This window comes from Streptomyces sp. NPDC001663 (genome assembly GCF_042893105.1).
Taxonomy (GTDB): Bacteria; Actinomycetota; Actinomycetes; order Streptomycetales; family Streptomycetaceae; genus Streptomyces.
The window spans coordinates 50,752-74,093 of record NZ_JBIAUR010000006.1 but is presented as its reverse complement, the minus strand read 5'-3'; the positions used below and the strand labels follow the sequence as shown (position 1 = coordinate 74,093).

Annotated in this window: 25 protein-coding genes and 1 pseudogene; 9 read left to right on the top strand and 17 right to left on the bottom strand. The window is 71.0% G+C overall.

The genetic code is table 11. From position 1 onward, the window contains the following. Window positions 1–93: 93 nt before the first annotated feature. The 6 genes from ung to ACFY1L_RS20030 form a co-directional block, all read right to left on the bottom strand. A complete protein-coding gene (gene ung / locus ACFY1L_RS20055; RefSeq protein ID WP_388825594.1) occupies window positions 94–777 on the bottom strand; it encodes a uracil-DNA glycosylase in 684 nt (227 codons plus the stop codon). A gap of 89 nt (window positions 778–866) precedes the next feature. Continuing rightward, window positions 867–2,450 carry an ABC transporter substrate-binding protein gene (locus ACFY1L_RS20050; protein ID WP_388825591.1) on the bottom strand — a complete coding sequence of 528 codons (1,584 nt, stop codon included), beginning with the start codon at window positions 2,448–2,450 and terminating at the stop codon, window positions 867–869. A 201-nt stretch (window positions 2,451–2,651) separates the two neighbouring features. Continuing rightward, window positions 2,652–3,413 (bottom strand): SDR family oxidoreductase, encoded by a 762-nt coding sequence (locus ACFY1L_RS20045; protein ID WP_388825588.1) that lies wholly within the window; start codon window positions 3,411–3,413, stop codon window positions 2,652–2,654. A 14-nt stretch (window positions 3,414–3,427) separates the two neighbouring features. Then, window positions 3,428–4,189: a 3-oxoacyl-ACP reductase FabG gene (gene fabG / locus ACFY1L_RS20040; RefSeq protein ID WP_361256886.1), complete on the bottom strand. Its 762-nt coding sequence runs from the start codon at window positions 4,187–4,189 to the stop codon at window positions 3,428–3,430. Between the two features lie 183 nt (window positions 4,190–4,372). Next, window positions 4,373–4,822 (bottom strand): DUF3037 domain-containing protein, encoded by a 450-nt coding sequence (locus tag ACFY1L_RS20035; protein ID WP_388825585.1) that lies wholly within the window; start codon window positions 4,820–4,822, stop codon window positions 4,373–4,375. Next, entirely contained in the window at window positions 4,819–5,589 is a 771-nt protein-coding gene (locus ACFY1L_RS20030) for a HipA family kinase (protein ID WP_388825582.1), read from the bottom strand. The genes ACFY1L_RS20035 and ACFY1L_RS20030 overlap by 4 nt, the downstream gene beginning before the upstream one ends. A gap of 204 nt (window positions 5,590–5,793) precedes the next feature. On the opposite strand from ACFY1L_RS20030, the gene ACFY1L_RS20025 reads away from it, so the two are divergent. After that, a complete protein-coding gene (locus ACFY1L_RS20025) occupies window positions 5,794–6,285 on the top strand; it encodes a Rieske (2Fe-2S) protein (RefSeq protein ID WP_388825579.1) in 492 nt (163 codons plus the stop codon). Here ACFY1L_RS20025 and ACFY1L_RS20020 read toward each other — a convergent pair. Beyond that, the gene (locus tag ACFY1L_RS20020; RefSeq protein WP_388825576.1) at window positions 6,272–6,928 is read right to left on the bottom strand and encodes a cysteine hydrolase; all 657 of its coding nucleotides are present in this window, start codon (window positions 6,926–6,928) and stop codon (window positions 6,272–6,274) included. The genes ACFY1L_RS20025 and ACFY1L_RS20020 overlap by 14 nt on opposite strands. Before the next feature lie 144 nt (window positions 6,929–7,072). Between ACFY1L_RS20020 and ACFY1L_RS20015 the strand changes: the two genes are divergently transcribed. Then, on the top strand, window positions 7,073–7,540 hold the full coding sequence (locus tag ACFY1L_RS20015) for a pyridoxamine 5'-phosphate oxidase family protein (protein WP_388825573.1): 468 nt from the start codon (window positions 7,073–7,075) through the stop codon (window positions 7,538–7,540). A gap of 10 nt (window positions 7,541–7,550) precedes the next feature. On the opposite strand, the gene ACFY1L_RS20010 is transcribed toward ACFY1L_RS20015, so the two are convergent. Next, window positions 7,551–8,453: a LysR family transcriptional regulator gene (locus ACFY1L_RS20010; RefSeq protein WP_388825570.1), complete on the bottom strand. Its 903-nt coding sequence runs from the start codon at window positions 8,451–8,453 to the stop codon at window positions 7,551–7,553. Window positions 8,454–8,528: 75 nt separating this feature from the next. Between ACFY1L_RS20010 and ACFY1L_RS20005 the strand changes: the two genes are divergently transcribed. Then, window positions 8,529–9,464, top strand: coding sequence for a DMT family transporter (locus ACFY1L_RS20005; RefSeq protein ID WP_388825567.1), 936 nt, complete (start codon window positions 8,529–8,531; stop codon window positions 9,462–9,464). 94 nt (window positions 9,465–9,558) lie between these two features. Here the strand turns inward: ACFY1L_RS20005 and ACFY1L_RS20000 are convergent, their stop codons facing one another. After that, entirely contained in the window at window positions 9,559–10,890 is a 1,332-nt protein-coding gene (locus ACFY1L_RS20000) for an aminotransferase class I/II-fold pyridoxal phosphate-dependent enzyme (RefSeq protein WP_388825564.1), read from the bottom strand. Between the two features lie 47 nt (window positions 10,891–10,937). On the opposite strand from ACFY1L_RS20000, the gene ACFY1L_RS19995 reads away from it, so the two are divergent. Both ACFY1L_RS19995 and ACFY1L_RS19990 read left to right on the top strand, forming a co-directional pair. Continuing rightward, window positions 10,938–11,624 carry a pyridoxamine 5'-phosphate oxidase family protein gene (locus ACFY1L_RS19995; RefSeq protein ID WP_388825561.1) on the top strand — a complete coding sequence of 229 codons (687 nt, stop codon included), beginning with the start codon at window positions 10,938–10,940 and terminating at the stop codon, window positions 11,622–11,624. Then, window positions 11,624–12,253 (top strand): FMN-binding negative transcriptional regulator, encoded by a 630-nt coding sequence (locus tag ACFY1L_RS19990; RefSeq protein WP_388825558.1) that lies wholly within the window; start codon window positions 11,624–11,626, stop codon window positions 12,251–12,253. Before ACFY1L_RS19995 ends, ACFY1L_RS19990 begins: the two co-directional genes overlap by 1 nt. A gap of 33 nt (window positions 12,254–12,286) precedes the next feature. Here ACFY1L_RS19990 and ACFY1L_RS19985 read toward each other — a convergent pair whose 3' ends face one another. The 3 genes from ACFY1L_RS19985 to ACFY1L_RS19975 form a co-directional block, all read right to left on the bottom strand. After that, the gene (locus ACFY1L_RS19985; protein WP_388825555.1) at window positions 12,287–13,228 is read right to left on the bottom strand and encodes a DMT family transporter; all 942 of its coding nucleotides are present in this window, start codon (window positions 13,226–13,228) and stop codon (window positions 12,287–12,289) included. A 215-nt stretch (window positions 13,229–13,443) separates the two neighbouring features. Continuing rightward, window positions 13,444–14,454, bottom strand: a complete 1,011-nt coding sequence (locus ACFY1L_RS19980; protein WP_388825552.1) for a DMT family transporter — start codon at window positions 14,452–14,454, stop codon at window positions 13,444–13,446. Window positions 14,455–14,569: 115 nt separating this feature from the next. Further along, the gene (locus tag ACFY1L_RS19975) at window positions 14,570–15,079 is read right to left on the bottom strand and encodes a Clp protease N-terminal domain-containing protein (protein WP_388825549.1); all 510 of its coding nucleotides are present in this window, start codon (window positions 15,077–15,079) and stop codon (window positions 14,570–14,572) included. 219 nt (window positions 15,080–15,298) lie between these two features. Between ACFY1L_RS19975 and ACFY1L_RS19970 the strand changes: the two genes are divergently transcribed. Further along, a complete protein-coding gene (locus ACFY1L_RS19970) occupies window positions 15,299–15,466 on the top strand; it encodes a hypothetical protein (RefSeq protein WP_388825546.1) in 168 nt (55 codons plus the stop codon). A gap of 115 nt (window positions 15,467–15,581) precedes the next feature. Further along, entirely contained in the window at window positions 15,582–16,010 is a 429-nt protein-coding gene (locus ACFY1L_RS19965) for an SRPBCC family protein (RefSeq protein WP_388825543.1), read from the top strand. Between the two features lie 64 nt (window positions 16,011–16,074). Here the strand turns inward: ACFY1L_RS19965 and ACFY1L_RS19960 are convergent, their stop codons facing one another. The 4 genes and pseudogenes from ACFY1L_RS19960 to ACFY1L_RS19945 form a co-directional block, all read right to left on the bottom strand. After that, window positions 16,075–16,716 carry a PadR family transcriptional regulator gene (locus ACFY1L_RS19960; protein WP_388825540.1) on the bottom strand — a complete coding sequence of 214 codons (642 nt, stop codon included), beginning with the start codon at window positions 16,714–16,716 and terminating at the stop codon, window positions 16,075–16,077. Window positions 16,717–16,903: 187 nt separating this feature from the next. Further along, window positions 16,904–17,082, bottom strand: a pseudogene (locus ACFY1L_RS19955) (VOC family protein); the annotation flags it as partial. A gap of 31 nt (window positions 17,083–17,113) precedes the next feature. After that, complete coding sequence (locus ACFY1L_RS19950) at window positions 17,114–18,754, bottom strand: thiamine pyrophosphate-binding protein (protein WP_388825537.1); 1,641 nt, start codon at window positions 18,752–18,754, stop codon at window positions 17,114–17,116. Beyond that, on the bottom strand, window positions 18,751–19,536 hold the full coding sequence (locus ACFY1L_RS19945) for a cyclase family protein (RefSeq protein ID WP_388825534.1): 786 nt from the start codon (window positions 19,534–19,536) through the stop codon (window positions 18,751–18,753). The genes ACFY1L_RS19950 and ACFY1L_RS19945 overlap by 4 nt, the downstream gene beginning before the upstream one ends. A gap of 210 nt (window positions 19,537–19,746) precedes the next feature. Here ACFY1L_RS19945 and ACFY1L_RS19940 point away from each other — a divergent pair, with 210 nt between their 5' ends. Next, window positions 19,747–20,556, top strand: coding sequence for a PhzF family phenazine biosynthesis protein (locus ACFY1L_RS19940; RefSeq protein ID WP_388825531.1), 810 nt, complete (start codon window positions 19,747–19,749; stop codon window positions 20,554–20,556). Between the two features lie 19 nt (window positions 20,557–20,575). Here the strand turns inward: ACFY1L_RS19940 and ACFY1L_RS19935 are convergent, their stop codons facing one another. Next, complete coding sequence (locus tag ACFY1L_RS19935; RefSeq protein WP_388825529.1) at window positions 20,576–21,376, bottom strand: CPBP family intramembrane glutamic endopeptidase; 801 nt, start codon at window positions 21,374–21,376, stop codon at window positions 20,576–20,578. A gap of 187 nt (window positions 21,377–21,563) precedes the next feature. On the opposite strand from ACFY1L_RS19935, the gene ACFY1L_RS19930 reads away from it, so the two are divergent. Then, window positions 21,564–23,330: a substrate-binding and VWA domain-containing protein gene (locus ACFY1L_RS19930; protein WP_388825526.1), complete on the top strand. Its 1,767-nt coding sequence runs from the start codon at window positions 21,564–21,566 to the stop codon at window positions 23,328–23,330. Window positions 23,331–23,342 lie beyond the last annotated feature (12 nt).

Below are 23,342 nucleotides of genomic sequence, written 5' to 3'. Positions count from 1 at the left end.
CGGCTGTGCAGTCGACGCTAACCGCAGCCGCCCGCAATCCCGGTCAGGCGGCACCGGGCCGGGCCGACGGGAAACCGGCCCGGCGGTGGCCGGTCAGCCCAGGTTCGGGACGGTCCAGTCGATCGGCTCGTGGCCCTGCGCCGCGACCGCCTCGTTGATCTGCGTGAACGGGCGGGAGCCGAAGAACTTCTTCGCGGACAACGGGGAGGGGTGCGCGCCCTTGACCACCACGTGCCGGGTCTCGTCGATCAGCGGGAGCTTCTTCTGCGCGTAGTTGCCCCACAGCACGAAGACCGCCGGGTCCGGGCGGTCGGCCACCGCGCGGATCACCGCGTCGGTGAACTTCTCCCAGCCCTTGCCCTTGTGCGAGTTGGCCTCGCCGGAGCGGACCGTGAGCACCGCGTTGAGCAGCAGGACGCCCTGCTGGGCCCAGGGCATCAGATAGCCGTTGTCCGGGATCGGGGTGCCCAGCTCCTCGTGCATCTCCTTGTAGATGTTGCGCAGGGACGGAGGGATCTTGACGCCCGGGCGGACGGAGAAGCACAGACCGTGACCCTGGCCCTCGCCGTGGTACGGGTCCTGGCCGAGGATCAGGACCTTCACCTTGTCGTACGGCGTCGCGTCCAGGGCGGCGAAGACCTCCTCGCGCGGAGGGTAGACGGGACCGAGCGCCCGCTCCTCCTCGACGAACTCCGTCAGCTCCTTGAAGTAGGGCTGCTGCAGCTCGTCGCCCAGAACCCCGCGCCAGGACTCGGGCAGCATGGCGGTGTCGGTCACGTCAACGTCCTTATGTCGTGCGGTCGCTTCAGGTCTCAGAACCTACAGGCGACCACTGACAACGACCCCCGCTCCCCGAAGTCCGCGCGCTACCAGCTGGTCTTGCGGTACAGCTCCCACATCATCATGATCGTCGACGGGTCGAGCGCCCGCTCCGCGCCGGAGATCTCGTCGCTCGCGGCCACGAACTGCTTGCCCTGCCACAGAGGCAGCAGCCGCGCGTCCCTCACGAGGATCTGCTGGGCCTCCTCGAAGTCCGAGACCACGTTGGCACGGTCGCTCTCGCTGCGGGAGCGCGGCAGCAGCACACCGGTGATCTCGGGCGCCGGGTAGGGCGTGCCGAGCGCGTTCTGGTTGCCGACGAACGGCGCGATGAAGTTGTCGGGGTCCGGGAAGTCGGGGAACCAGCCGCGCCCGAACACCGGGTACTCGCCGTCCTGGTAGCCCTTCACATACGTCTTCCAGGGCCGGCTCTTGAGGGTGATCGTGAAGAGGCCGGAGTCCTCCAGCTGCCGCTTGATCTCCGCGAACTCCAGCTTGGTGGAGGAGCCGTAGCGGTCGGTGGTGTACCAGAGGGTGAGCGGGACGCGCTGGGTGATGCCGGCTTCGGTGAGGATCTTGCGGGCCTTGGAGGTGCTGGGGCTGCCGAAGTCGTCGAAGAAGTCGGTGGTGTGCCCGGTCAGTCCCTTCGGGACCATGGAGTACAGCGGCTCGACGGTGTCCTTGTAGACCTTGTGCGCGATCGCGCCGCGGTCGATGACCTGGGCGATGGCCTTGCGGACGGCGGCCTTGCCGGCCCAGGGTTCCTTCGGGTTGAACACCAGGTAGTTGATCTCGATGCCGGAGCCCTCGACGAGCTGGAGGTTGCCGCCGGCGTCGTGCTTCTGGAGGTCGACGATGTCGTCGGCGTTGAGGCCGCGGAAGGCGACGTCGAGCTTCTTGGCCTTGAGGGCGGTGACCATGGTGGACGAGTCCTGGAAGTAGCGGATCGTCACCGCGCTGTTCTTGCGGTCGGCGTAGCCCTGGTAGTTGCCGTTCTTGACGAGCACGGCCTCCTTGCCCTCGGTGTACGAGTCGAGGGTGTACGGCCCGGAGCCGTCGACCTTGGAGTCCTTGCGCAGGGAGCCGGCCGGATACTCCTCGGGGTCGACGATGGACATCGCGGGCGTCGCGAGGACGAACGGGAAGGTGGCGTCCGGCTTGTTGAGGTGGAAGACGACTTCCTTGTCACCGAGCGCCTGGACCCGGTCGAGGCTGCCGAGCAGGCCGGCGGGGCCGCCGTTGAGGTTGATCTTCCGGATGCGGTCGATGGAGTACTTGACCGCCTTGGCGTCCAGCGTGTGGCCGTCGGAGAACGTCAGGCCGGAGCGCAGCTCGCATCTGTACGTTCTGTTCGAACTGTCCGTGAAGCGGCAGTTGTCGGCCGCGTCGGGCTGCGGAGTGGTCGCGCCGGAGGGGTAGCTGAGGAGCGTCTGGTAAATGTTGCGGAACAGTTCCCAGGACTGGTCCCACGAGGCTGCGGGATCCAGTGTGCTGGGGGCGCTGGTCGTCCCGACGGTGATCGCTCCCTCGTCGTCGGAGGAGCCCGACGAGAGCACGCCACATCCGGCCACCAGGGACGATATGGACGCGATGGCCGCCACCTGCCGCAGGCGTCGCTTCCGGTTGAACACGCGCTCGCTCCTCGATCTGCCGTACCAAGGGTCGGCAGACCATACCGCAGCATTCCGCCAACTCCACCAGGTTCGGCACGGCGTTCTTGATCAGCGCGTTCATGACGACGTTGTCAAAGGAATGTGTTCTTCCTGTACGTGGACACGGGCGCCGCTGATGTCCAGCGACGCCCGTGTCATGGGCACGTACAGCCTGGTGCGTCAGCCGACGCCGGCGTTCAGGAAGATGCCGCCGTCGACCACGAGCGTCTGGCCGGTGATCCAGTCGGACTGCTCGGAGGTGAGGAACGCGGCGGCGCCGCCGATGTCGGAGGGCACGCCGAGCCGGGCGAGCGGGTAGGCGGCGGCCGCCTCCGCCTCCCGGCCCTCGTACAGGGCCTTGGCGAACTGGGTCTTCACGACGGCCGGGGCGATCGCGTTGACCCGCACCTTCGGCGCGAACTCGTGCGCCAGCTGCTGGGTCAGGTTGATCAGCGCGGCCTTGCTGACGCCGTACGCGGCGATGAACGGCGAGGGCGCGATGCCCGCTACGGAGGCGATGTTGACGATCGCGCCGCCGTTGTCCTTCTGCCAGGCGTGCCAGGTCTTCTGCGCGAAGCCGAGCGCCGAGATCACGTTGGTCTCGAAGACCTTGCGGGCCACGTTCAGGTCGAGGTCGGCGATCGGGCCGAAAACCGGGTTGGTACCGGCGTTGTTGACCAGGTGGTCGACGCGGCCGAAGGCCTCCATGGCGCGCTCGACGACCTCGGTCTGGTGGTCCAGGTCGTGCGCCTTGCCGGCGACACCGATGACGCGCTCGGCGCCGAGCTTCTCGACGGCCTCCTTGAGGGCGTCCTCGCCTCGGCCGGTGATGACCACACGGTCACCGCGGGCGACGAGCGCCTCGGCGACGCCGTAGCCGATGCCGCGGCTGGCGCCCGTGACGATGGCGACCTTGCCGGAGAGTGCGGGCAGTTCAGTCATGAGTGGATGATCTCCTAGTCGAGCGGTCCGCCGGCGACGTACAGCACCTGGCCGGAGACGAACCCGGCCGCCTCGCCCGTGAAGAAGGCGATGGCGTTGGCGATGTCGTCCGGCTCGCCGACGCGGGCGACGGGGATCTGGGTGGCGGCCGCGGCCTTGAAGTCCTCGAAGCCCATGCCCACGCGCGCGGCGGTGGCGGCGGTCATGTCGGTGGCGATGAAGCCGGGGGCGACGGCGTTGGCGGTGATGCCGAACTTGCCGAGCTCCTTGGCGAGGGTCTTGGTGAAGCCCTGCAGACCGGCCTTGGCGGCCGAGTAGTTGACCTGGCCGCGGTTGCCGAGGGCCGAGGAGGAGGACAGGTTGACGATGCGGCCGAAGCCGGCGTCGACCATGTGCTTCTGGACGGCCTTGGACATCAGGAAGGCGCCGCGCAGGTGGACGTTCATGACGGTGTCCCAGTCGGAGACGCTCATCTTGAACAGCAGGTTGTCGCGCAGCACGCCCGCGTTGTTGACGAGGATCGTCGGCGCGCCGAGCTCCTCGGCGACGCGCGCGATCGCGGCCTCGACCTGCGCCTCGTCGGAGACGTCGGCACCGACCGCGAGGGCCTTGCCGCCGGCCGCGGTGATCTTCTCCACGGTCTCCTTGCAGGCGGCCTCGTCGAGATCGATCACGGCGACCGCGCGGCCTTCGGCGGCCAGTCGTACGGCGGTGGCGGCACCGATGCCGCGCGCTCCGCCGGTGACCACGGCGACCCGCTGCTCAGTGGTGGACATTGCTGCTTCTCCTCGCCCTCGAGAAAGTACGCCCGCTTTGAAGGTACGTCCGTCCGACGTCTTGGAAGTACGTCCGCCCGACGCTGCGTCCGCTAGGTGAGCGACCGCTTAGTACCTTCGGCACACGTGACGCTAGAAGGCCTGGCACTCGGTGTCAACGGCACACGGCGCGGGTGTGATCCATTACCTCACCAGCAGGTCGAGCAACCGCTCCGTCTCGGCCGCCGGATCGGCGGTGAGGCCAGTGTGCACCGGTCCGGGCTGGACGACCGTGGAGCGGGGCGCGATCAGCCACCGGAAGCGCCGCCCGGCGTCGTCGCCCGCGGCCTGCCCCGCCGTCTCTCCCCCGCCGCAGACGCGCTCGACGGCCCCGAGGGCGGCCCGGATGCCGGCCACGTCCGCGTCCGGGTCGAGGGCCAGCAGCCGCGCCTCGTCGAGGTGGGTGCGGGCGCCGACGTAGGCCTTGGCGCGGCAGTAGACGAGGACGCCGGCGTTGATGCACTCGCCGCGTTCCACGCGCGGTACGACGCGCAGGAGGGCGTACTCGTAGACGTCCCGTTCGTTCGCCTCGCTGCCCTTGATGATGTGGCGTTCGACCACACTGCCGGCCATGTGGATGTGGCGCTCGCTCACTTGCCCTCCTCGACGGCGATTCCGGTGATGCGCTCGTGGACGACGGCGGCCCGGGCCAGCAGCGGCCGCGTGTAGGCCCGCCGGAGGTCGTCCGGAGAGTCGAAGCCGGGTTCGTCGGCCAGCCAGGCGTCCGGGATCTCGGCGGTGACCTCGGCGAGGAGGTCCTCGGTGACACGGGGGGCCAACTCGGCGGCGGCGCCCGCGAGATCGGGGGCGAAGCGGGCGAGGGCGTGGTCGGAGGCGTCGTAGGAACGGCCGGCCGAGGTCTCGGCGCCGGGCCAGTTGTGGTGCCAGATCATGGTGGCGCCGTGGTCGATGAGCCACAGTTCGCCGCGGTGCATCAGCAGGTTGGGGTTGCGCCAGGAGCGGTCGACGTTGTTGACCAGTGCGTCGAACCAGAGGATGCGGCCGGCCTCCTCGGGGCCGACCGCGAAGACGAGCGGGTCGAAGCCGAGGGCGCCGGAGAGGAAGTCCATGCCGAGGTTGGTGCCGCCGCTGGACCGCAGGAGCTCCTGCACCTGCTGCTCGGGTTCGCCGAGCCCCAGCACCGGGTCCAGGTCGATCGTCACGAGCCGTGGCACCCGGAAGCCGAGCCGGCGGGCGAGCTCACCGCAGACGACCTCGGCGACCAGCGTCTTGCGACCCTGTCCCGCACCGGTGAACTTCATGACATACATCCCGAAATCGTCCGCTTCGACGAGCCCCGGCAGCGAGCCGCCCTCACGCAGGGGCGTGATGTAGCGGGTCGCGATGACTTCCTTGAGCATCGCCCCAGGTTACTGGGGTGTTGGCGGACGCAGGCGGCGCCCCGGGGGCAGCGGTGCGCCGAGACCGACAGCAAAGCGACAGCGTGGCTTTACCCACCTCCAGGCTCGAGCGAGTCAAGATCTCGACATCGTCTGAACAACGGGCGACCGGCGCCCGTAACCCTGTACAGATCTACGAAACATGCCATGGAAGGGAACGTCAGCATGACCAGCGAATCGCTTCAGCCCACCGGGGCACCGGCCCGCCGTACCGTCGTGGCGGCGGTCGGCGCAGCGGGGCTCGCCGTCGCGCTGACCGCGTGCGGATCGGACGACTCCTCCTCCGGCTCCTCCGACACCCAGGCCGGCGCGAATGCGAGCGGAGGCGACTCCGGCGCGAGCAGCAGCGCCTCGTCCGGCTCGGGAGGCGGCACCGCCCTCGCCAAGACCTCCGACATCCCGGAGGGCGGCGGCAAGATCTTCAAGGACCAGGGCGTGGTGGTCACGCAGCCGAAGGCGGGCACCTACAAGGCGTTCTCCTCGAAGTGCACGCACCAGGGCTGTGCGGTGTCCAGCATCGCCAACGGCGTCATCCTCTGTCCGTGCCACAAGAGCGAGTTCTCGGTGGAGGACGGCAGCGTGAAGAAGGGTCCCGCGACCCAGGCGCTGCCCGCCGAGCAGATCACCGTGAGCGGGGACTCGATCACCCTGGCGTGACGCCCGTACGCCGGGGCCGCTTGAAGCAGCCCAGCACCTCGTCCGTGGTCGCGACCGTGGCGACCAATGCGAGGGTGTGGCGGATCATCGCGGGGGTGTAGTCGGCGGGCACCCCCGCGATGGCGTCGCTCGGGACGACGGCGGTGTAGCCGCGGTTGACCGCGTCGAAGACGGCGTTCGGGATCGCCACGTTGGCCGAGACCCCGGTCACGACCAGTGTGCGGCAGCCGAGGTTGCGGAGCAGGGCGTCGACGTCGGTGCCTTGGATCGGGGACAGCCCGTGCAGCCGCCGTACGACGAAGTCCTCCTCGGTGACCTCGATCGGGGGCGCCACGCGGACCGCCGTGGTGCCGGACAGCTGCTGGACGGGCAGCCGTTCGGCGGCTCGGAAGAGACGGGCGTTGCGGTTCGCGCCGCGGCCGTCCGGGCGGCGTTCGGCGACCGCGTGGACGACCTGGATTCCGGTCTCGTGGGCTGCCGCCACGAGCCGGGCGATGTTGGCGAGGGCGCCCGAGGAGCGTGCCGCGCGGGCGAGTTCGGGCAGCGCGCCGTCCGGGCCGACGACCCCCTGCTGGCACTCGACGGTGAGCAGCACGGTGGTCGCCGGGTCGAGGAGCTCGCTGAGCTGTTCGTACGACGGCACGGTTCCCCCTCGTCGGCGGTGGTCCGGAGCGGGCGAGAGTAGCCACCATTGCGCGAGGACGGAAGACGACCCATTCTTTTCTGACGTGATGTCAGAGGATCACGGTAGTTCCTCTGACACGACGTGAGAGAAAGAGGGGGCCGCATGACCGTCACTCAACGCCGGGGCCGGAAGATCATGATGACGCCCGGTGAGCTGGACGAGTTCCTCGCCACCCAGCGCACCTGCCGGGTGGCCACCGTGTCCGCGGGCGGTGCGCCGCACGTCAGCACGCTGTGGTTCGCCTGGGACGGCACGTCGATGTGGCTGTACTCCGTCGTGCGCAGCAAGCGCTGGACCGATCTCCGTCGCGATCCGCGGGTCGCGATCGTGGTCGACACCGGCGAGGAGTACGACGAGCTGCGGGGCGTCGAGCTGTCCGGAGCCGTGGAGTTCGTGGGCGAGTTCCCGCGCACCGGGGAGCTGTGTGCCGAACTCGACGTCCCGGAGACCCTGTTCGCCCGCAAGAACTTCAACCTGGAGGAGATGCCGCACGACGGCCGGCACGCCTGGGTGCGGCTGACGCCGGAGAAGATCGTGTCCTGGGACTTCCGCAAGCTGGGGCCCGCATAGGCGCGTTGGGTCAGCCGACCTTCCGCCCCGCGTCCTGAAGTGCCTCCACCGCCGCCCGGATCGACGGGCGGCGGTCGGCGTCCGTGCGCCAGACGGCGTAGATCTGGCGCTGGACGGACTGCCGCACCGGTACGGTCCGCACGCCCTCCGGCACCGGCCCGCGTCCGAGCCGCGGTGCCACGCAGACGCCCAACCCGGCGCCGACCAGGGCGAGTTGGGTGGGGTGCTCCTCGGCGCGGTGGGCGACGCGCGGTTCGATGCCCTTGGAGCGCAGGGTGTGGATCAGCCACTCGTGGCAGAACTCGCTCTCGCCCCAGGTGATCCAGTCGTCGTCGGCGAAGTCCTCGAGGTCCACCTCTTCCCGGTCCGCGAGGCGGTGCGCCGCGGGCATCGCCACATCCGCCGTGTCGTCGAGGATGACGGCCTTGACGAGCCCGTCGGGCATGGGCAGCGGCCGGTTGTACCAGTCGAGGACGACGGCGAGGTCGAAGTCGCCGCGGACCACGGCGAGGACGGCGGGCTCGGGCTCCGTCTCCCGCGAGGTGACACGGAGCCCCGGATGGGCGGAGCGCAGCGCCGACAGCGCGGCCGGGAACAGCCCACGCGCGGCGGTCGGGAACGCCGCCAGTCTGAGCTCGCCGACCACCTGCCCGCGGTGCGCCTCCAGGTCGGACTGGGCGAGCGCGACCTGCGACAGGATGCGCGCCGCGTGCTCGGCGAGCAGCCGGCCGGCGTCCGTGAGCCGCACACCCCGCCCGTTCTTGGCGAGCAGCTGCTGGCCGACCTCGCGCTCCAGCTTGGACATCTGCTGCGAGACGGCCGACGTCGTGACATGCAGCCCCTCGGCCGCGCCGCTGACCGAGCCGTGCCGGGCGAGGGCGTCGAGGGTGCGCAGGCGCTCCAGGTTCAACATGTAAGCAATACTACGAGGTACCGGGCGCGAAAACTCGATTGTGCTACGAGGTTCCTGTGCCGCATCGTTACGACCATGACCACCGCCACCGCGCCACGGACCCCCGCCCGGTCCTCCTCCGCCGCCCGCCGTCCCGCCCTCGACTGGCGTCTGCGCTTCGGCGGACTGTCCCTGATCTGGGGCTTCAGCTTTCTCCTCATCAAGGTCGGTACGGAGGGGTTTGCACCGTTCCAGGTCACGCTCGGGCGGCTGGTGTTCGGAACGGGTGTGCTCGCGCTGGCGATGGCGGTGAAAAGGGAGCGGCTGCCTCGGGGGGTGCGGACGTGGGGGCATCTGACCGTCGCCGCGTTCCTGTTGAATGCGCTGCCGTTTTCGTTGTTCGCCTACTCCGAGCTGACGATTCCCTCCACGCTGGCCGGGATATGCAATGCGACGTCGCCGCTTTGGGGGATGGCGCTGTCCCTGGTCGCGCTGTCCGAGGACCGGCCTACTCGGGTGCGGGTCGCGGGGCTGGGGATCGGGTTTCTCGGTGTTCTGACGGTTCTCGGGGCCTGGCAGGGGTTCCATGGGCTGGATGCGACGGGGACGGCCATGGCGTTGCTGGCCTCGCTGAGTTATCCCGTCGGGTGGATCTATGTTCGCCGGACTCTGGCCGGGTCGAGCCACTCCCATCTGTCGCTCACCGGTGCCCAGTTGTTGCTGGCGACGCTTCAACTGGCCGTCGTCACGCCGCTGTTCACCACGGCTCCGAGTCACTTCGCCGTGGTGCCGCTGCTTGCGGTCGCCGCGTTGGGTGCGCTGGGGACGGGGCTGGCCGTTCTCCTCCAGTACGGGCTGGTTGCTGAAGTCGGGCCTACGACGGCTCAGATGGTCACGTACTTCATTCCGGTGATCGCGACTGCCGCGGGGGTTGCGATTCTTGGGGAATCGCTGAGTTGGTCCACGCCGGTGGGGGCATTGGTCGTGTTGGCGGGGGCGGCGCTTACTCAGGTTCGGCCCAAGGGCGCCTAATGGGGTGAGGCCGAGGATTGTGTGCGACTGCGGGTTGTTCGTGGCTGGTCGCGCAGTTCCCCGCGCCCCCAAGAAGGTCGACTGTCCTTACCCCTTACACAAAGTTCCGGGTCGGTGCAGGACCCAAGGCCTTGGCGATCGCGTCCGCCAAGGGGGCAGCCTCTTCCGGGGTGAGAGTAGAGACCGTGACCCGGATGCCCGGCGGTGCACTCATCCTGAAACGTGCGCCCGGGGCCACCGCCCAGCCGGCGTGGAGCAGGCGGGACACGGCTGCGGTCTCGTCCGGCACGGGGATCCAGACGTTCAGGCCGGTTCGGCCGTGGGACTCGACGGCATGGTCTGCCAGTGCGTTGATCAGTAGGTCCCGGCGTTGGCGGTATGCCGTTGCCACCGCCCTTGCGTCCAGTGTGTCGTCGGTCCACAGGCGCACCACCGCCCGTTGGGTGATGCGGCTGACCCAGCCGGGGCCCAGGCGGTGGCGGCCCCTTACCCGGTCGACCGTGACGCCGTCGCCGGTGAGTACCGCGAGGCGCAGGTCGGGGCCGTAGGCCTTGGCCACCGAGCGGACGAAGGACCAGTGGTGGGTGACGCCGGCCAGGGGGTGCAAAGGGAGGTCGACGATGCCGTGACCGTGGTCGTCCTCGATCAGGAGGGTCTCCGGGTGCTCGCGGAGCACGGCGCGCAGGGCACGCGCGCGCGTGGCGGTCACGGCGGCGCCGGTCGGGTTCTGGGCCCGGTCCGTGACGATCAGGGCGCGTGCGCCCGACTCCAGAGCCCGTTTTACGTCAACGGGCAGCGGGCCCTCGTCGTCGACGCCCACCGGGGCCGTGCGCAGGCCCAGCGCCGGGACGAGGTCGAGCAGGCTGCCCCAGCCGGGGTCCTCCACGGCCACGGTGTCCCCGGGCTTGAGATGTGCCGCCAGCACGCGCTCGACGGCGTCCAGCGAACCGGAGACGACGGTCAGGGGGCCGTCCGGCACGCCGTCCGCGTCCAGCGCCGCGCGCGCGATGCGTGCCAAGTCCGGCTCCACGGCGGCACCCCCGTACAGGACCGGCTCGCGGTCGGCCTGCTCGCCCGCCGCCGCGAATGCCTTGGCCAGCGACGGCAGCAGTGCCGGATCCGGGTTGCCGTTCGCCACGTCTCGGACCCCCTCCGGCAGGTGCATCCCGGCGTACTCGCGCCCCGTCGTGGCCGGCTTGGGCCGCACCCGGCTGCCCCGGCGCCCGGCCGTCTCGATGACCCCGCGCTCCCGCAGGATCCGGTACGCGGACGCCACCGTATTGGGGTTCACGCCCAGCTCCACGGCCAACTCCCGCATGGGCGGAAGCAGTTGCCCCGGCTCCAGCTCGCCGGACCCCACCGCACGCTCGACGCTCGCCGCAATCTCTGCTGCGCGTCGCCCCTCGATCCGATATCCTCCTAGCACAAAGCAGATTATGCACTAGTGCAATAGGAAACGCAATGGAGATCGCGATGCAGGGGACCCAGCAGCAGCCGACGTCGCAGCCCGCCGCCTACACGCCGACCGACCGCACCGTCCCCACGCGCTCCGCGGACCGGGCGTCGTACGACAAGGAACTGGTGCACTCGATACTCGACGAGGGCTACGTGTGCCATCTCGGCTTCGTGCGCGACGGGGCACCGGTGGTGCTGCCCACGCTCTACGGCCGGGTCGGCGAGCGGCTCTATGTGCACGGTTCGACGGGGTCGCGGCCGCTGCGGATGACCGGCAAGGCCGACCCGGGGCTGCCGGTGTGCCTGACGGTCACGCATGTCGACGCGCTGATCCTGGCGCGGTCGGCCTTCCACCACTCGATCAACTACCGGTCCGTCGTCGTCCACGGCATCGCGTACGACGTGACCGACCCGGAGGAGAAGCGGGTCGCGCTGGACACACTGGTCGACCACGTCGTGCCGGGCCGGGCGGCCGACTCCCGGCCGGCGAACAAGAAGGAGCTGGCCGCGACCGCCGTGATCCGCCTCGACCTGGACGAGGTCTCCGCCAAGCTCCGCACGGGCGGCGTGAACGACGAGCCCGAGGACCTCGCCCTCCCGCACTGGGCCGGGGTGGTGCCGCTGCGCAAGGGCTACGAAGTCCCGCTCCCCGACGCCGACCTGGCTCCGGGCATCGCGCTCCCCGACTACCTGGCGGTGCCGTGATGCTGATCCACCCCTGGGACGCCGCCCGCGACGACACCGAGTGGCAGCAGTGGCTCGGCACGCACGACTTCGGACAGCTCGCCGTCAACGGCCTGCCGGGCGAGCCGCCGTACGTCCAGCCGCTGCACTTCTTCTACGACGCGGAGCGCGGCGAGGTCGTCACCCATCTCGCCCGGCCCAACCCCCTGTGGTCGGCGCTGGAGGCGGACCCGGACGTGCTGCTGAGCGTGGTCGACGACTACGTGTACGTCCCCGGCCCCTGGCAGGCCCCGCCGGACGCGCCGCCCGAGCACGGCACTCCGACGAGTTTCTACGCGGCCGTCCAACTCCGTTGCCGGGCCCACGTCGTGGACGACCCGGCCGAGAAGGCCGCGCTCCTCAACCGCCAGGTCGGCCACTTCCAGCCGGAGGGCGGCTCCGCCCGGGTGGCGACGGGCGAGGTGCCGTACGGCCGGATGCTGCCGGGCATTCGTGGGCTGCGGCTCGAAGTCGTCGACGTACGGGCGAAGTTCAAGTACGCGGGCCGCAAGCCCGAGGTGCAGGAGCGTGTCGCGGCCGGGCTGGCGGAGCGGGGCGGGCCGCGCGACGCGGCCGCGCGTGAGCATCTGCTGCGCAGGCGCGGGGCGTGAGAGAGGGGCCTGCCAAGAGGCCCCTCTCCCGGTTCAGCTGTGCACCGGCTCCGGTGTCGCACCTCGCGCCTCGGCCGACGCGAGGCCTGCGACCGAGGTGAGCATCAGCGCGATGCCGGTCAGGGTCGTCGCCGTCAGGCGTTCGCCCAGCAGCGCGAACCCGAGGACGGTTGCGCCGACCGGCTCCAGGAGCATGATCACGGCCACGGTGGCCGACCGTACGACGGCTGCGCCCGCGAAGTAGAGCGTGTACGCCAGGGCCGTGGGCACGGTCGCGAGGTAGGCGAACAGCAGGAGAAACAGGGTCGGTCGGGCGATCTGCGGCAGCAGTCCGCCGGCGAGCGCGAGCGGCAGCAGCCACAGGGACGCGCCCGCGAACGTGTCCACGGCCGCCGCCGAGGCATCGGCGTGGCCCTGCCGCCCACGCCTGCGGGCGAGCAGCGTCGTGGCGCACTGGCCGGCGGCGGAGACCACCGCGAGCAGCACACCCCACGGCCGTACCGTCGCGCCCGCGCCCCCGAGGGTGACGACGCCGAGCCCGAGGAGCACTCCGCCGACCGCCACGGCACCGCCGCGCCCGAGCCTCTCCCCCATGGTCAGGCGGGCGGCGAGTGCGACGAGGACGGGGCCGGTGCCCAGGGTGACGACGGTGGCCACGGCGAGTCCCGTGGCCGAGACGGCGGCGAAATAGGCGGCCTGGAAGACGGCCAGCCCCAGCCCGGTGACGGTGGCCAGCGCGGCTCGCCGGCCGAGCGGTTGCCGCGGGGCCGACTGGACCGGGCGGCGCAGGGCGCGGACGGCGGTCAGCAGGACGAGCCCGGCCGCGCAACGCCAGAAGGACAGGACGACGGGACCCATGTCGCTGGTCCGGTGGATCAGCGACGCGGCCGCGCCCGCGGTGCCCCAGACGGCACCGGCGATGATGAGACAGCCAAGACCTCGCCCGACGGGCAGGCCGGAAGCAGCATTCGACACGATGTTTTCTCCGCAGGCGCGCGGCGGCAGCCCGCAGGCGGCGGCCGCGCGGAAGTCAGGGAACGGACCTCGCGCGGACGCGCGGAAGGCCCTCGGACTCCGTCTGCGGGCGACACCGACACCGCCCGGGCATGCCGGGCGCGGTTCTCGGAGGCCCGCCTCAGGCGGCGGGCGGAGAGACGATGACGTGAGTGATCGAATGCACGAACCGGAGACTAGGCCGCGGTTTCACGGGCCGGCAACTCACTTTCCGCGTGGGCGTCTCCGCTCGCCACCGGGGCGCCGGAGGCCTTCGAGGGGGCCGAGGACTGGGCGATGAACGCGCCCACCAGTACGATCGCGCCGCCCGCGATCTGCGGCGCCGAGAGGTGCTCGCCCAGCAGCACCCAGGCCAGCACGGTCGCGATGACCGCTTCGAGGCAGGCCACGACTCCCGCGACCTGCGGCGAGAGCCGCCGCACCGACAGCACGCCGGTGACGTACGCGAGGACCGTGGCGACGAGGACGATCCAGGCCAGCAGGGCGGCGGCGGCAACCGGGGTGCCGTCCATGTGCGCGGTACCGGTCAGCACGGACCAGTGCATGGTCCAGGGGCGGGCGACGGCGGTCAGGACGACCGCGCCGATCAGCAGGCCGTAGGCGATGACGCCGAGCGGGTCCGGTGCGTCGTCGCCGGCGTCGCTGCCCTGGTCGGACAGGACGAAGTAGCCGACCTGACAGCAGGCGGCGGCGAGCGCGAGCAGCAGCCCCACGGCGTCGAAGCCCAGGCCCGACCAGACCTCGACGACGCAGGCGAGGCCGCCGACCGCGAGGACCACGCCGAGCGCGGCGGCGCGCGTCACCGGCCGCCGCTGCACGAAGCGCACCCAGCCGAGCACGATGGCCGGTGCGAGGTACTCGACGAGCAGGGCGACGCCGACGGGGATCCGGGAGATCGCGGCGAAGTAGCAGGCCTGCACACCGGCCACCGCGAGCAGGCCGAACCCGGCGAGCAGGGCGGGGCGGCGGCGCAGCAGCGCGCGGTGGCGCACGGCGACCGGCAGCATCACCAGGGCCGCGCCCGCCACCCGCAGCCACACCACGTGCAGCGGGTCGAGTCCCGCCTCGATCAACGGCTTGGCCGCGACGCCGGATCCCCCGAAGGCGACCGCGGACACGAGCGCGAGACCGAGCCCGACACCCTTGCCACTGCCGCCCGAACTGCTCTCAGAGGTACGCACCGGCACATGATGACAGGCGACGACATGACCGTCACCCTCGTTGACACCTGTCTCAACGATTGGACGCACCCCGGGTGGTCGGAGCTCAGCGGCCGGGCCGGGCCGACCGCGCCGGCACGCCCTAGATGCGGGCGAGGACCGCGCTCGTCTCGATACCGGCGCGGTCGAGCACCTCGACGGCGCGGGCCTGTGGGTCGACGACGATCGCCGCGAGGAGGTCCACGCCACGGGCCGGTTCGGGGCCGCGGGCGGCGGCGCGCTCGCAGGCGTACTCCATCGCGCCCGCGGCCAGCGGCGAGAAGCCCTCGGTCTCCGTCACCACGGGCACGGCACCGGAGTCCTCGACGGAGCCCTGCCAGCGCAGGCCGTAGCCGATGCTGCGCTGCACGAGGTAGCCGAGCAGCCGGGCGATCTCGGGTCCGTCGTCGAAGACGTCCCGCACCTCGGGGTCGTGCTCCAGGAGCGAGTGCAGCAGATGGGCCGTGTCGATCTGCCGGTCACCGTCGCGCACTGCCCGACGGCGGGCACCCGAGACCACCGCTGCCAGCTCGTCACTGAGCCTGGCATCGTTGTCCGAGCGCGGCCCGACGGCCTGCTCGCCTGCCTGCTGCCGGGGGATACGGGGTTGCACATCCCCTACCCCATCAGCCCCCTCGCCGCCGGTCATCCCCGAGGGGAAGCATTTCGGCGTCCCACACAGAGTGGACTCGGCGGGCCGGAATCTCCTCCTTACGGATGAGATCAAGCCGCTTTACCCGCAGGGGCGCGCGCCGCCTTGCCGCACGCCTCACGCGCAACCACAGCGCCCCGTCGCACGTCCAACAGGTGCATGGAGAGCAGGTGCTGGCTGGTGGCTCTGCCGGCGGTGGACGGCAAGCAGTACGTGTACCGGGTGTACGCCCCGGAGGACGCACTGCCCGCCGACCTGTTCTGGGACGCCTGGCACTGCCACGACGAGAGCGCCTTCCCGCGCGCATGGGACCTCTTCGACGCCGCGGTGATACGACGGGTCGGCTGAGCCCGCGGCGCCCGACGGGAACGCTCACACTTTCTGACGGTTCATCAGTATTGAATGTTCCAGGCCCTGCGGCTACGTTCCGCGACACCGTAGCCCGACACGAAGGGGTGGTCGCATGGCCGAAGTCAGCGCGGAGGCTCGCATCGGGGCCCCCGCCGAGAAGGTCTGGTCGCAGCTCACCAACTGGTCCGCGTACGGCGAGTGGAACGCGACCCACACCAGCTTCCCCGAGGGCGGTCCGGAGAGCCTCGAAGTGGGCGGGACCTACCAGGAGAACATGAAGCTCATGGGCTTTCCCGCCGAGGTCGAGTGGACCATCGACGAGCTGGAGCCGGCCCGGGTGTTCGCCACCCGGGGCAAGGGTCCGATGGCGGTGAGCCTGGTCAACCGCTACACGCTGACCCCCGACGGCGACGCCACGACGGTCCGCATCGACAGTGAGTTCACGGGCGCGGCGGTGTCCCTGATGGCGGGCAAGCTCAAGGACTCGGCGACGGCCGCGCTGAACGAGTCGCTGCGGAAGCTGGCCGGGCTGGTGGCCTGAGCCACGACACGCGGAGGCGCCCCGCACGGATACCGTGCGGGGCGCCTCGTCAGGCCTGTCGGCCTCAGTCCTCGTCGGCGAGGATCAGGTACAGCTTCTTGCGGGCTTCGTTGATGACGGCCAGCGCCTTCTCGCGCTGCTCCTTGCTGCCGGTCTTCCAGACCTGGCCGAAGGCCTCCATCAGGCCGAAGCCGGCCTGGCGGATCTCACCGAGCGCCTCGAAGTCGATGCCGCGGGAGGCTTCCTCCCAGGGCGCGTCCGGGCCCTCGTCGGCCGCCGTGCGGCCGGCCTCGGTGAGCGAGAACAGCTTCTTGCCGCCCTCGCTCGCGCTGGTGATCAGGCCCTCGTCCTCCAGCAGCTGGAGGGTGGGGTACACCGAGCCGGGGCTGGGCTTCCACGCCCCGCCGCTGCGCTCGGCGATCTCCTGGATCATCTCGTAACCGTGCATCGGCCGGTCCTTCAGCAGGGCCAGGATCGATGCGCGTACGTCACCTCGCCGTGCCCTGCCTCGCGGTCCGCCGCGCCCTCGTGGGCCCCAGGGGCCCGGGCCGAAGCCGGGTCCGCCGAAACCGAAGCCCGGGCCGCCCGGACCACCGCCGGGGCCACCCGGCCCGAAGGGACCGAAGGCACCGCGTCGGCCCTCGAAACCACCCCGGCCGCGAGGGCCGGGTCCACCGTGTCCACGTTCGAATCCATGGGAACGCATCGCAATCACTCCATTCCATCGTTGATCTGTCGCGATGCGTCAACGATATATCGGAACCGATCGCATGGCAAGGCCCGAGAGAAGTCCGGCTGCCGAGGGGGTTGTGGATCAGGCCGCGTACCCTCGGCTGCCGGGCGCCGCCCGACCGCTGCTCGACGCGGCCGTACGGCCCCCTGGGCAGTCCTCGGCCGAGCTGTTCGGCCAGTCCGACGAGGAGGCCCTCGGGGCCGCGGACGTAGCAGAGCAGATAGCTGTCCTCGAACTGCGCGACCTCGCCACCGGCTCGGCGCTGATCGCCTTCGGCGTGTGGAACCTCGTCAGCTCGAGCCGCCCGTGGCCGTCCGGCGTCCTCAGCATTGCGACGTCCTGCTCCTCCTCGGTGTTCGACGGCACCCTCCTAGTGACCGCGGAACGCCTCCTCCAGCCACCAGGACCCGTGGTCGCGGGTCACCTTGGCGTCGATGAGCAGAGGGGCGGATCGAGGTCCGGCGACCCAGTCCTCCACGGTCTTGAGGTCGGCGGGCGTGCGGACCGTCACCGCCTCGAAGCCGTAGCCGCGGGCCACGGCCGCGATGTCCGTCTCCGGGAAGGTGACCGTGTCGAGGGCGAAGCCGTCGGGGCCGAAGTGGTGCACCTCGGCGCCGTAGCCCTCGTCGTTGTAGACCACGACCACCATCGGCAGTCCGAGCCGGCGCACGGTGTCGAGTTCCACGGCGCTCATCAGCGCGCCGCCGTCGCCGAGGGTGGCCACGGGGAGCCGGTCGGGCTGGGCGAGGGCCGCGCCGATCGTGGTCGCGAGGCCCAGACCGATCGACTGGAAGGCCTGGGTGAAGCAGAACCCGTTGTGGTCCGGCACCGACAGGTATGCGCTCGGGTAGCCCATGAAGTTGCCCGAGTCGACGCCGACGACCCGCTCGGCGGGGAGGATGTCGTCGAGCGCGATGCTCAGCGTCCGCGGGTCGATCCGCTCCCGGGTGCCCTCGTCCTCGTACGGCACGTCCCGCCACCGCACGCGCGCGGCGAGTTCGGCGGCCGTGCCGGGCGTGCGGTACCCCTCGTGCCGCCCGCCGCCCGCCTCCAGGGCCCGCAGGGCCGTGCGTTCCACGTCGCCGGTGACGCCCAGGGCGATCGGCCGGTGCGCGCCGAGCGCCTCCGGGTCGTCGTCGACCTGTACGACGGTGGCGTCGGGGCCGATCAGGCTGCCGTGCCGCATGGTCCACATGTTCAGGGCACAGCCCCAGGCCGCGATCAGGTCGGCGCCCTGGATCAGTTCGGTGGCGAGGGGGGACGCGAAGCCGCCGGAGACGTCGAGTGACCAGTCGTTGCCGTGGAAGAGGCCGCGGGCGACGGCCGAGGTCGCCAGCAGCGCGCCGTGCCGGTCGGCCAGGGCGGTGAGCGCGTCGCGGCTGCCGGTGGTGCGCGCGCCCCGGCCGGCGACGAAGACCGGACGCCGGGCGCCGTCCAGGGCTCGTACGAGCGCCGTCACCGCGGCCTCGGACGGCTCGACCGGTTCCCGTACGGGCATGGGCAGGGCGTCCAGCAGGGCCCCGTCGGGCACGTCGAGGGACTGCACCTCGAGCGGCAGGTTCAGCAGCACCGTGCACCGCTCGTGCCGGGCCCGCTGCAGCGCGGCGCGGGCCTGCTCGACCGCGTCGTGCGTCGTGGTCACGCGCGCGGTGACGGCGCCGACGGAGTGGGCCAACATCGCTTGGTCGATACGGAAGTTGGACCTCTGCGCGGTCGCCTCGGCAGCCAGCACGAGCAGGGGCGTACGGCTTTTGGCCGCCTCGGTGATCCCGGTGACGGCGTTGGTCAGGCCGGGGCCCTGGTGGACGCTGAGCGCGGCCACCGTGCCGCTGGTGCGGGCGTAGGCGTCGGCCATGGTCGCCGCGCCGCCCTCGTGCCGGGCGGCGACGAAGCGGGCGCCCGCGGCCACCATGGCGTTGGTGAGGTGGAAGTTGCCGGAGCCGACGACGCCGAAGACGTGGTCGACCCCGGCCGCGGTCAGCGCCCGGCCGACGGCCTCCGCGACCTTCACGACCGCTCCACCAGGGCGAGCACACGGGCGGGGGCGCCGGAGCCGGTGACGATGGGCAGCGGTCCGGCGATGACGACGGCGCCGGTCGGCGGCAGGGCTCCGAGGTTCTGCAGCTGGGTCAGCCCGTACTTGTCGGCGCCCAGGAGGTAGGAGTGGCAGGGGAAGGCGGGGTCGAAGGAGTGCGCCCGTCCCGCGTCCGTGCCGACCGTCTCCGTGCCGAGGCCGATCACCGGTGACTCCTCGGCCACCCAGCGGGCGCACTCCGCCGACAGGCCGGGGGTGTGCGGGCCGTTCTCGTCGGCGTTGAGGAACGCCTCCTGCGACTGCGAGCGGGCGTCCCAGCCGGTGCGCAGCAGCAGCCAACCCCCTTCGGGCAGCGGCCCGTTGTCGGCCTCCCAGGCCTTGATGTGGTCGACCTCGACGAGGAAGTCGGGGTCCTTGGCGGCGTGGTCGGAGAAGTCCAGTACGGCCGCCGGGGCGATCAGCCGCTGCGCCGGCACCGAGGCGACATCGGCGAGGTCCTTGCCGGTGACCCAGTGGACGGGTGCGTCGAAGTGGGTGCCGGTGTGCTCACCGCTGCGGAAGTTGTTCCAGTACCAGGCCGGACCCCGGTCGTCGTAGCGGCTGATCTCCTCCAGCTCGAACACCTGGGTCTGCCCGAACTCGGGCGGCAACTGGATCACCGGCGTCGACGACGCCAACGGCGACGTCAGATCGACGACTTCGATCGCCCCGCTCCGCAGCGCGGACAACAGAGCGACGAGCACGGACGGCTGGGACATGACGGCCTCCTGGGACGGGGCTGAACTGCCAACGCCTGCGCGTACAGGGTGTCAGGCGACGGCCGGTTCTCCGAGTCCCGTTACCCGGACGGGCTCGGAACGGGAGCACGGGCCAGGTGCGCCGTCCGGGTGAGTGGCATCCGTAAATCGGGCCACTGGCCCGGAATTGGCCTTGGTCCGAGGGGCGCGGTGGCCCCTAGCGTCGACGTCATGCGAATCCGAATCGTCGACGCCTTCACCGACCGTCCCTTCGCCGGCAACCCCGCCGGTGTCCTCCTCCTCGACGCCTTCCCGGACGACGACCGGCTGCAGAAGATCGCGCTGGAGGTGAACCACGCCGAGACGGCGTTCGCGCATCCGTTGCCGCCGGGCGGGGAGGCCGACTGGGCGCTGCGGTGGTTCACGCCCGCGACCGAGGTCAACATGTGCGGCCATGCCACGCTCGCCACGGCGCACGTGCTGAGCACGACCGGCGCCCACGAGGGCACCGTACGGTTCGCCACCCGCAGCGGTGTGCTCGTCGCGACGCCCCATGAGGACGGCTCCATCACGCTGGACTTCCCGACCGCCCCGCTGACGCAGGTCGAGGTGCCGGCCGGGGTCGCCGAGGCGCTGGGAGCGGAGCCGCTCGTCGCCTTCGACACCGGGCCGAACATCGGCGACCTCGTGATCCAGCTCGCCGACGAGAAGACCGTCCACGCCCTCAACCCGGACCTCAAGGCGCTCGGCGCCTACTCCGAGCGCGGCATCATCGCCACCGCCCGCGCCGAGGACCCGTCCCGGGGCTACGACTTCGTCTCCCGCTGCTTCTTCCCGAACGTCGGCATCGACGAGGACCCGGTCACCGGCAGCGCCCACACCGCCCTCGCCCCCTTCTGGTCCGAGCGCCTCGGCCGCACCGTCCTCACCGGACTGCAGGCCTCGCCCCGCTCCGGCCGCGTCCGCACGGAGCTGCGCGGGGAGCGCACCCTGCTGAGCGGCCGGGCGGTGACCGTCATCGAGGGCGACCTGCTCGCCTAGGGAACCGGCTGCCGGCGTCTCACGCCGTCGGCAGCCAGCCCACCTTCCCGGCCAGCAGCGCGTAGCCGACGAACGCCCCGATGTCGAGCAGGGAATGCGCCACCACCAGGGGACCCACCCGGCCCCACCGCCGGTACAGGTACACGAACACCACGCCCATCACCATGTTGCCGATGAAGCCGCCGATGCCCTGGTAGAGGTGGTAGCTACCGCGCAGTACGGAACTGGCCACCAGCGCGGTCCCCGGGGTCCAGCCCAGCTGCCCCAGCCGGCGCAGCAGATAGCCGACGACGATCACCTCTTCGAGGATCGCGTTCTGCAGCGCCGAGAGGACCAGCACCGGGTACTTCCACCACACGTCGGGCAGCGCCTCCGGCACCACCGTGAGATTGAAACCGAGGCCGCGTGCGGCCAGGTAGAAGGCGATTCCGGTGCTGCCGATCACCGCCGCGATCCCCGCGCCGCGGCCGAGGTCGAACCAGGGCCGGGTGCGGTCGAAGCCGATGGTGCGCAGGCTCTGCCCCTCCCGCAGCAGCAGGTGGGCGACCAGCGCGACCGGCACCAGTGCCGAAGCGATCCCGAACAGCTGCCAGGCGAGATCCAGCCAGGGACGGCCCGGCGCGGCCGAGGCGTTGAGGGTCGCCGCCTGGTCCTTGAGCCCGCCCGGTTTCGTGACCGATCCGACAAAACTGATCAGGGCGGACAAACCGCTCGCACCGAGCGAAAGCCCCAGAACGAGCAGCGTCTCATCACGGAAGATCCGCCGCGAGGGCCGTTCCGGAGGAAAAGAATCGGCCACCGCACCCGTCTCAGCCTGCACACCTGACTCCAATTCAGTATTCCCGCCTCATCCCCACCGCGGCCCCGCTAGGGTCTCGAAAGAAGTTACGAAGATCGTGCGCTTGGCCGTCAGGGGGGGACGGACGCCGTACGGGGCGTACCTCCCCCTTTTCCTGCCATACGGCCGTGCTGCGGCACGAGGTTCGACAGGGAGGGGCACCACCGTCATGGGACGTCACAGCTTGCCCGATCAGTATGGGGCGGGCCGCAGCGACCCCCGCCCACGCGCCCGGCGCCGCACGGTGGCGATCGCGACGGTCCTCGTCCTCACCGTCGCCGGGGGCACGGCGGGCGCCGTCAGAAGCGGGCTGCTCTCCTTCGGCTCGTCCTGCCGCGACAACCCGGTGCGCCTGAAGCTCGCCGCCTCGCCGGACATCACCCCGGCCCTGACGGCCGCGGCGAAGCAGGCCCGGGACGACGACATCACTTCCGACGGCCGCTGCATCGCGGTCACGGTGGCCGCGCGTGACTCGTACAAGGTCGCCGACGTGCTCGCCGCGGGCAAGAAGACGGATGTTCAGGTGTGGGTGCCGGACTCGGACCTGTGGGTCGACCGGATCACCGCGAACAACAGCGCGGTGGACGTGACCCCGGCGGGCGCGGTCGCCTCGACGCCGATCGGCGTGGCCATGGTCCCTACGGCGGCGAAGTCGCTGGGCTGGCCGAAGAAGACGTACAGCTGGATCGAGCTGGCCGGGGCCACCATGCAGGACGACTCGCTCAAGCTCGGCGCGGCCGACCCCACGCGCAGCGCCACCGGTCTGCTCGCCCTCACCCAGCTCACCACGACCGCAGGGAAGATCAAGGGCGGGGACACCCAGGCCGCGGCCATGATGAAGACGCTGTCGCAGCGCGCCTCGGACAGCGACAGCCAGGTGGTGGAAACCCTGCCGCGCGACTCCTCGGGCGCCGAGCAGGGCAACCCGAAGCGGAACCAGGCACTCGTGCTGTCCGAGCAGGCGGCGTACGCGTACAACTCGTCGGCCGACAACGACGCCGGCCTGGACATGTTCTACCCCAAGGACGGCTCGCCCCAGCTCGACTACCCGTACGCGATGACCGGCCAGCTGACCACCGACCAGAGCCGGGCCGCGCTCAGGTTCATGAACTACCTGCGGCAGCCGGAGCAGCTGCGGCTGCTGCAGAAGTACGGCTTCCGGACCTCCGACGAGGAGGCGCCGACGGCGGTGGTCGCCGAGGCCGGCGGTATCAGCCCGCAGCCCTACGACGAGCCCGCCCTGCAGCCGGCCACGGACGTCGCGCTCCAGGAGGCCCTGGGCACCTGGACGATCACGGTGCAGAGCGCCCGGCTCACCACGGTCGTGGACGCCTCGTCGTCCATGTCGGAGCCGGTGCCGGGGACCGGGGGCCAGTCGCGCATGGACGTCACCAAGGGGTCCCTACTGCAGGCCCTCGCCACCTTCACGCCCGAGGACGAGATCGGCCTGTGGGAGTTCTCCACCAAGCTGGACGGCGACAAGGACTACCGCGTCCTCGTGCCGACCGAGCGGCTCGGCGACCGGAAGGGCACCGGCACCCAGCGCGACAGGCTGTCGTCGGCGTTCAGCTCCCTGGAACCGGTGCCGAACGGGGCGACCGGCCTCTACGACACCACGCTCGCCGCGTACAAGGCGGCGACCTCGTCCTACGCCAAGGGGAAGTTCAACGCGCTGGTCGTGCTGACCGACGGCGTCAACCAGGACCCGGGCAGCATCTCCCGCAGCGAGCTCATCAGCGAACTCCAGAGGCTCACCGACCCCGAACGTCCGGTGCCGTTGATCATGATCGCGGTAGGCCCCGACGCCGACAAGGAGGAGGCCGGGGAGATCGCCAGGGCGACGGGCGGCTCGGGTCAGTCGGTCAGCAACCCCTCACAGATCCAGGCGGTGATGCTGAAGGCGATCGTGGCGGCAGGGGCTCAGGGCGAGAACTGATCCGGCGTCCTC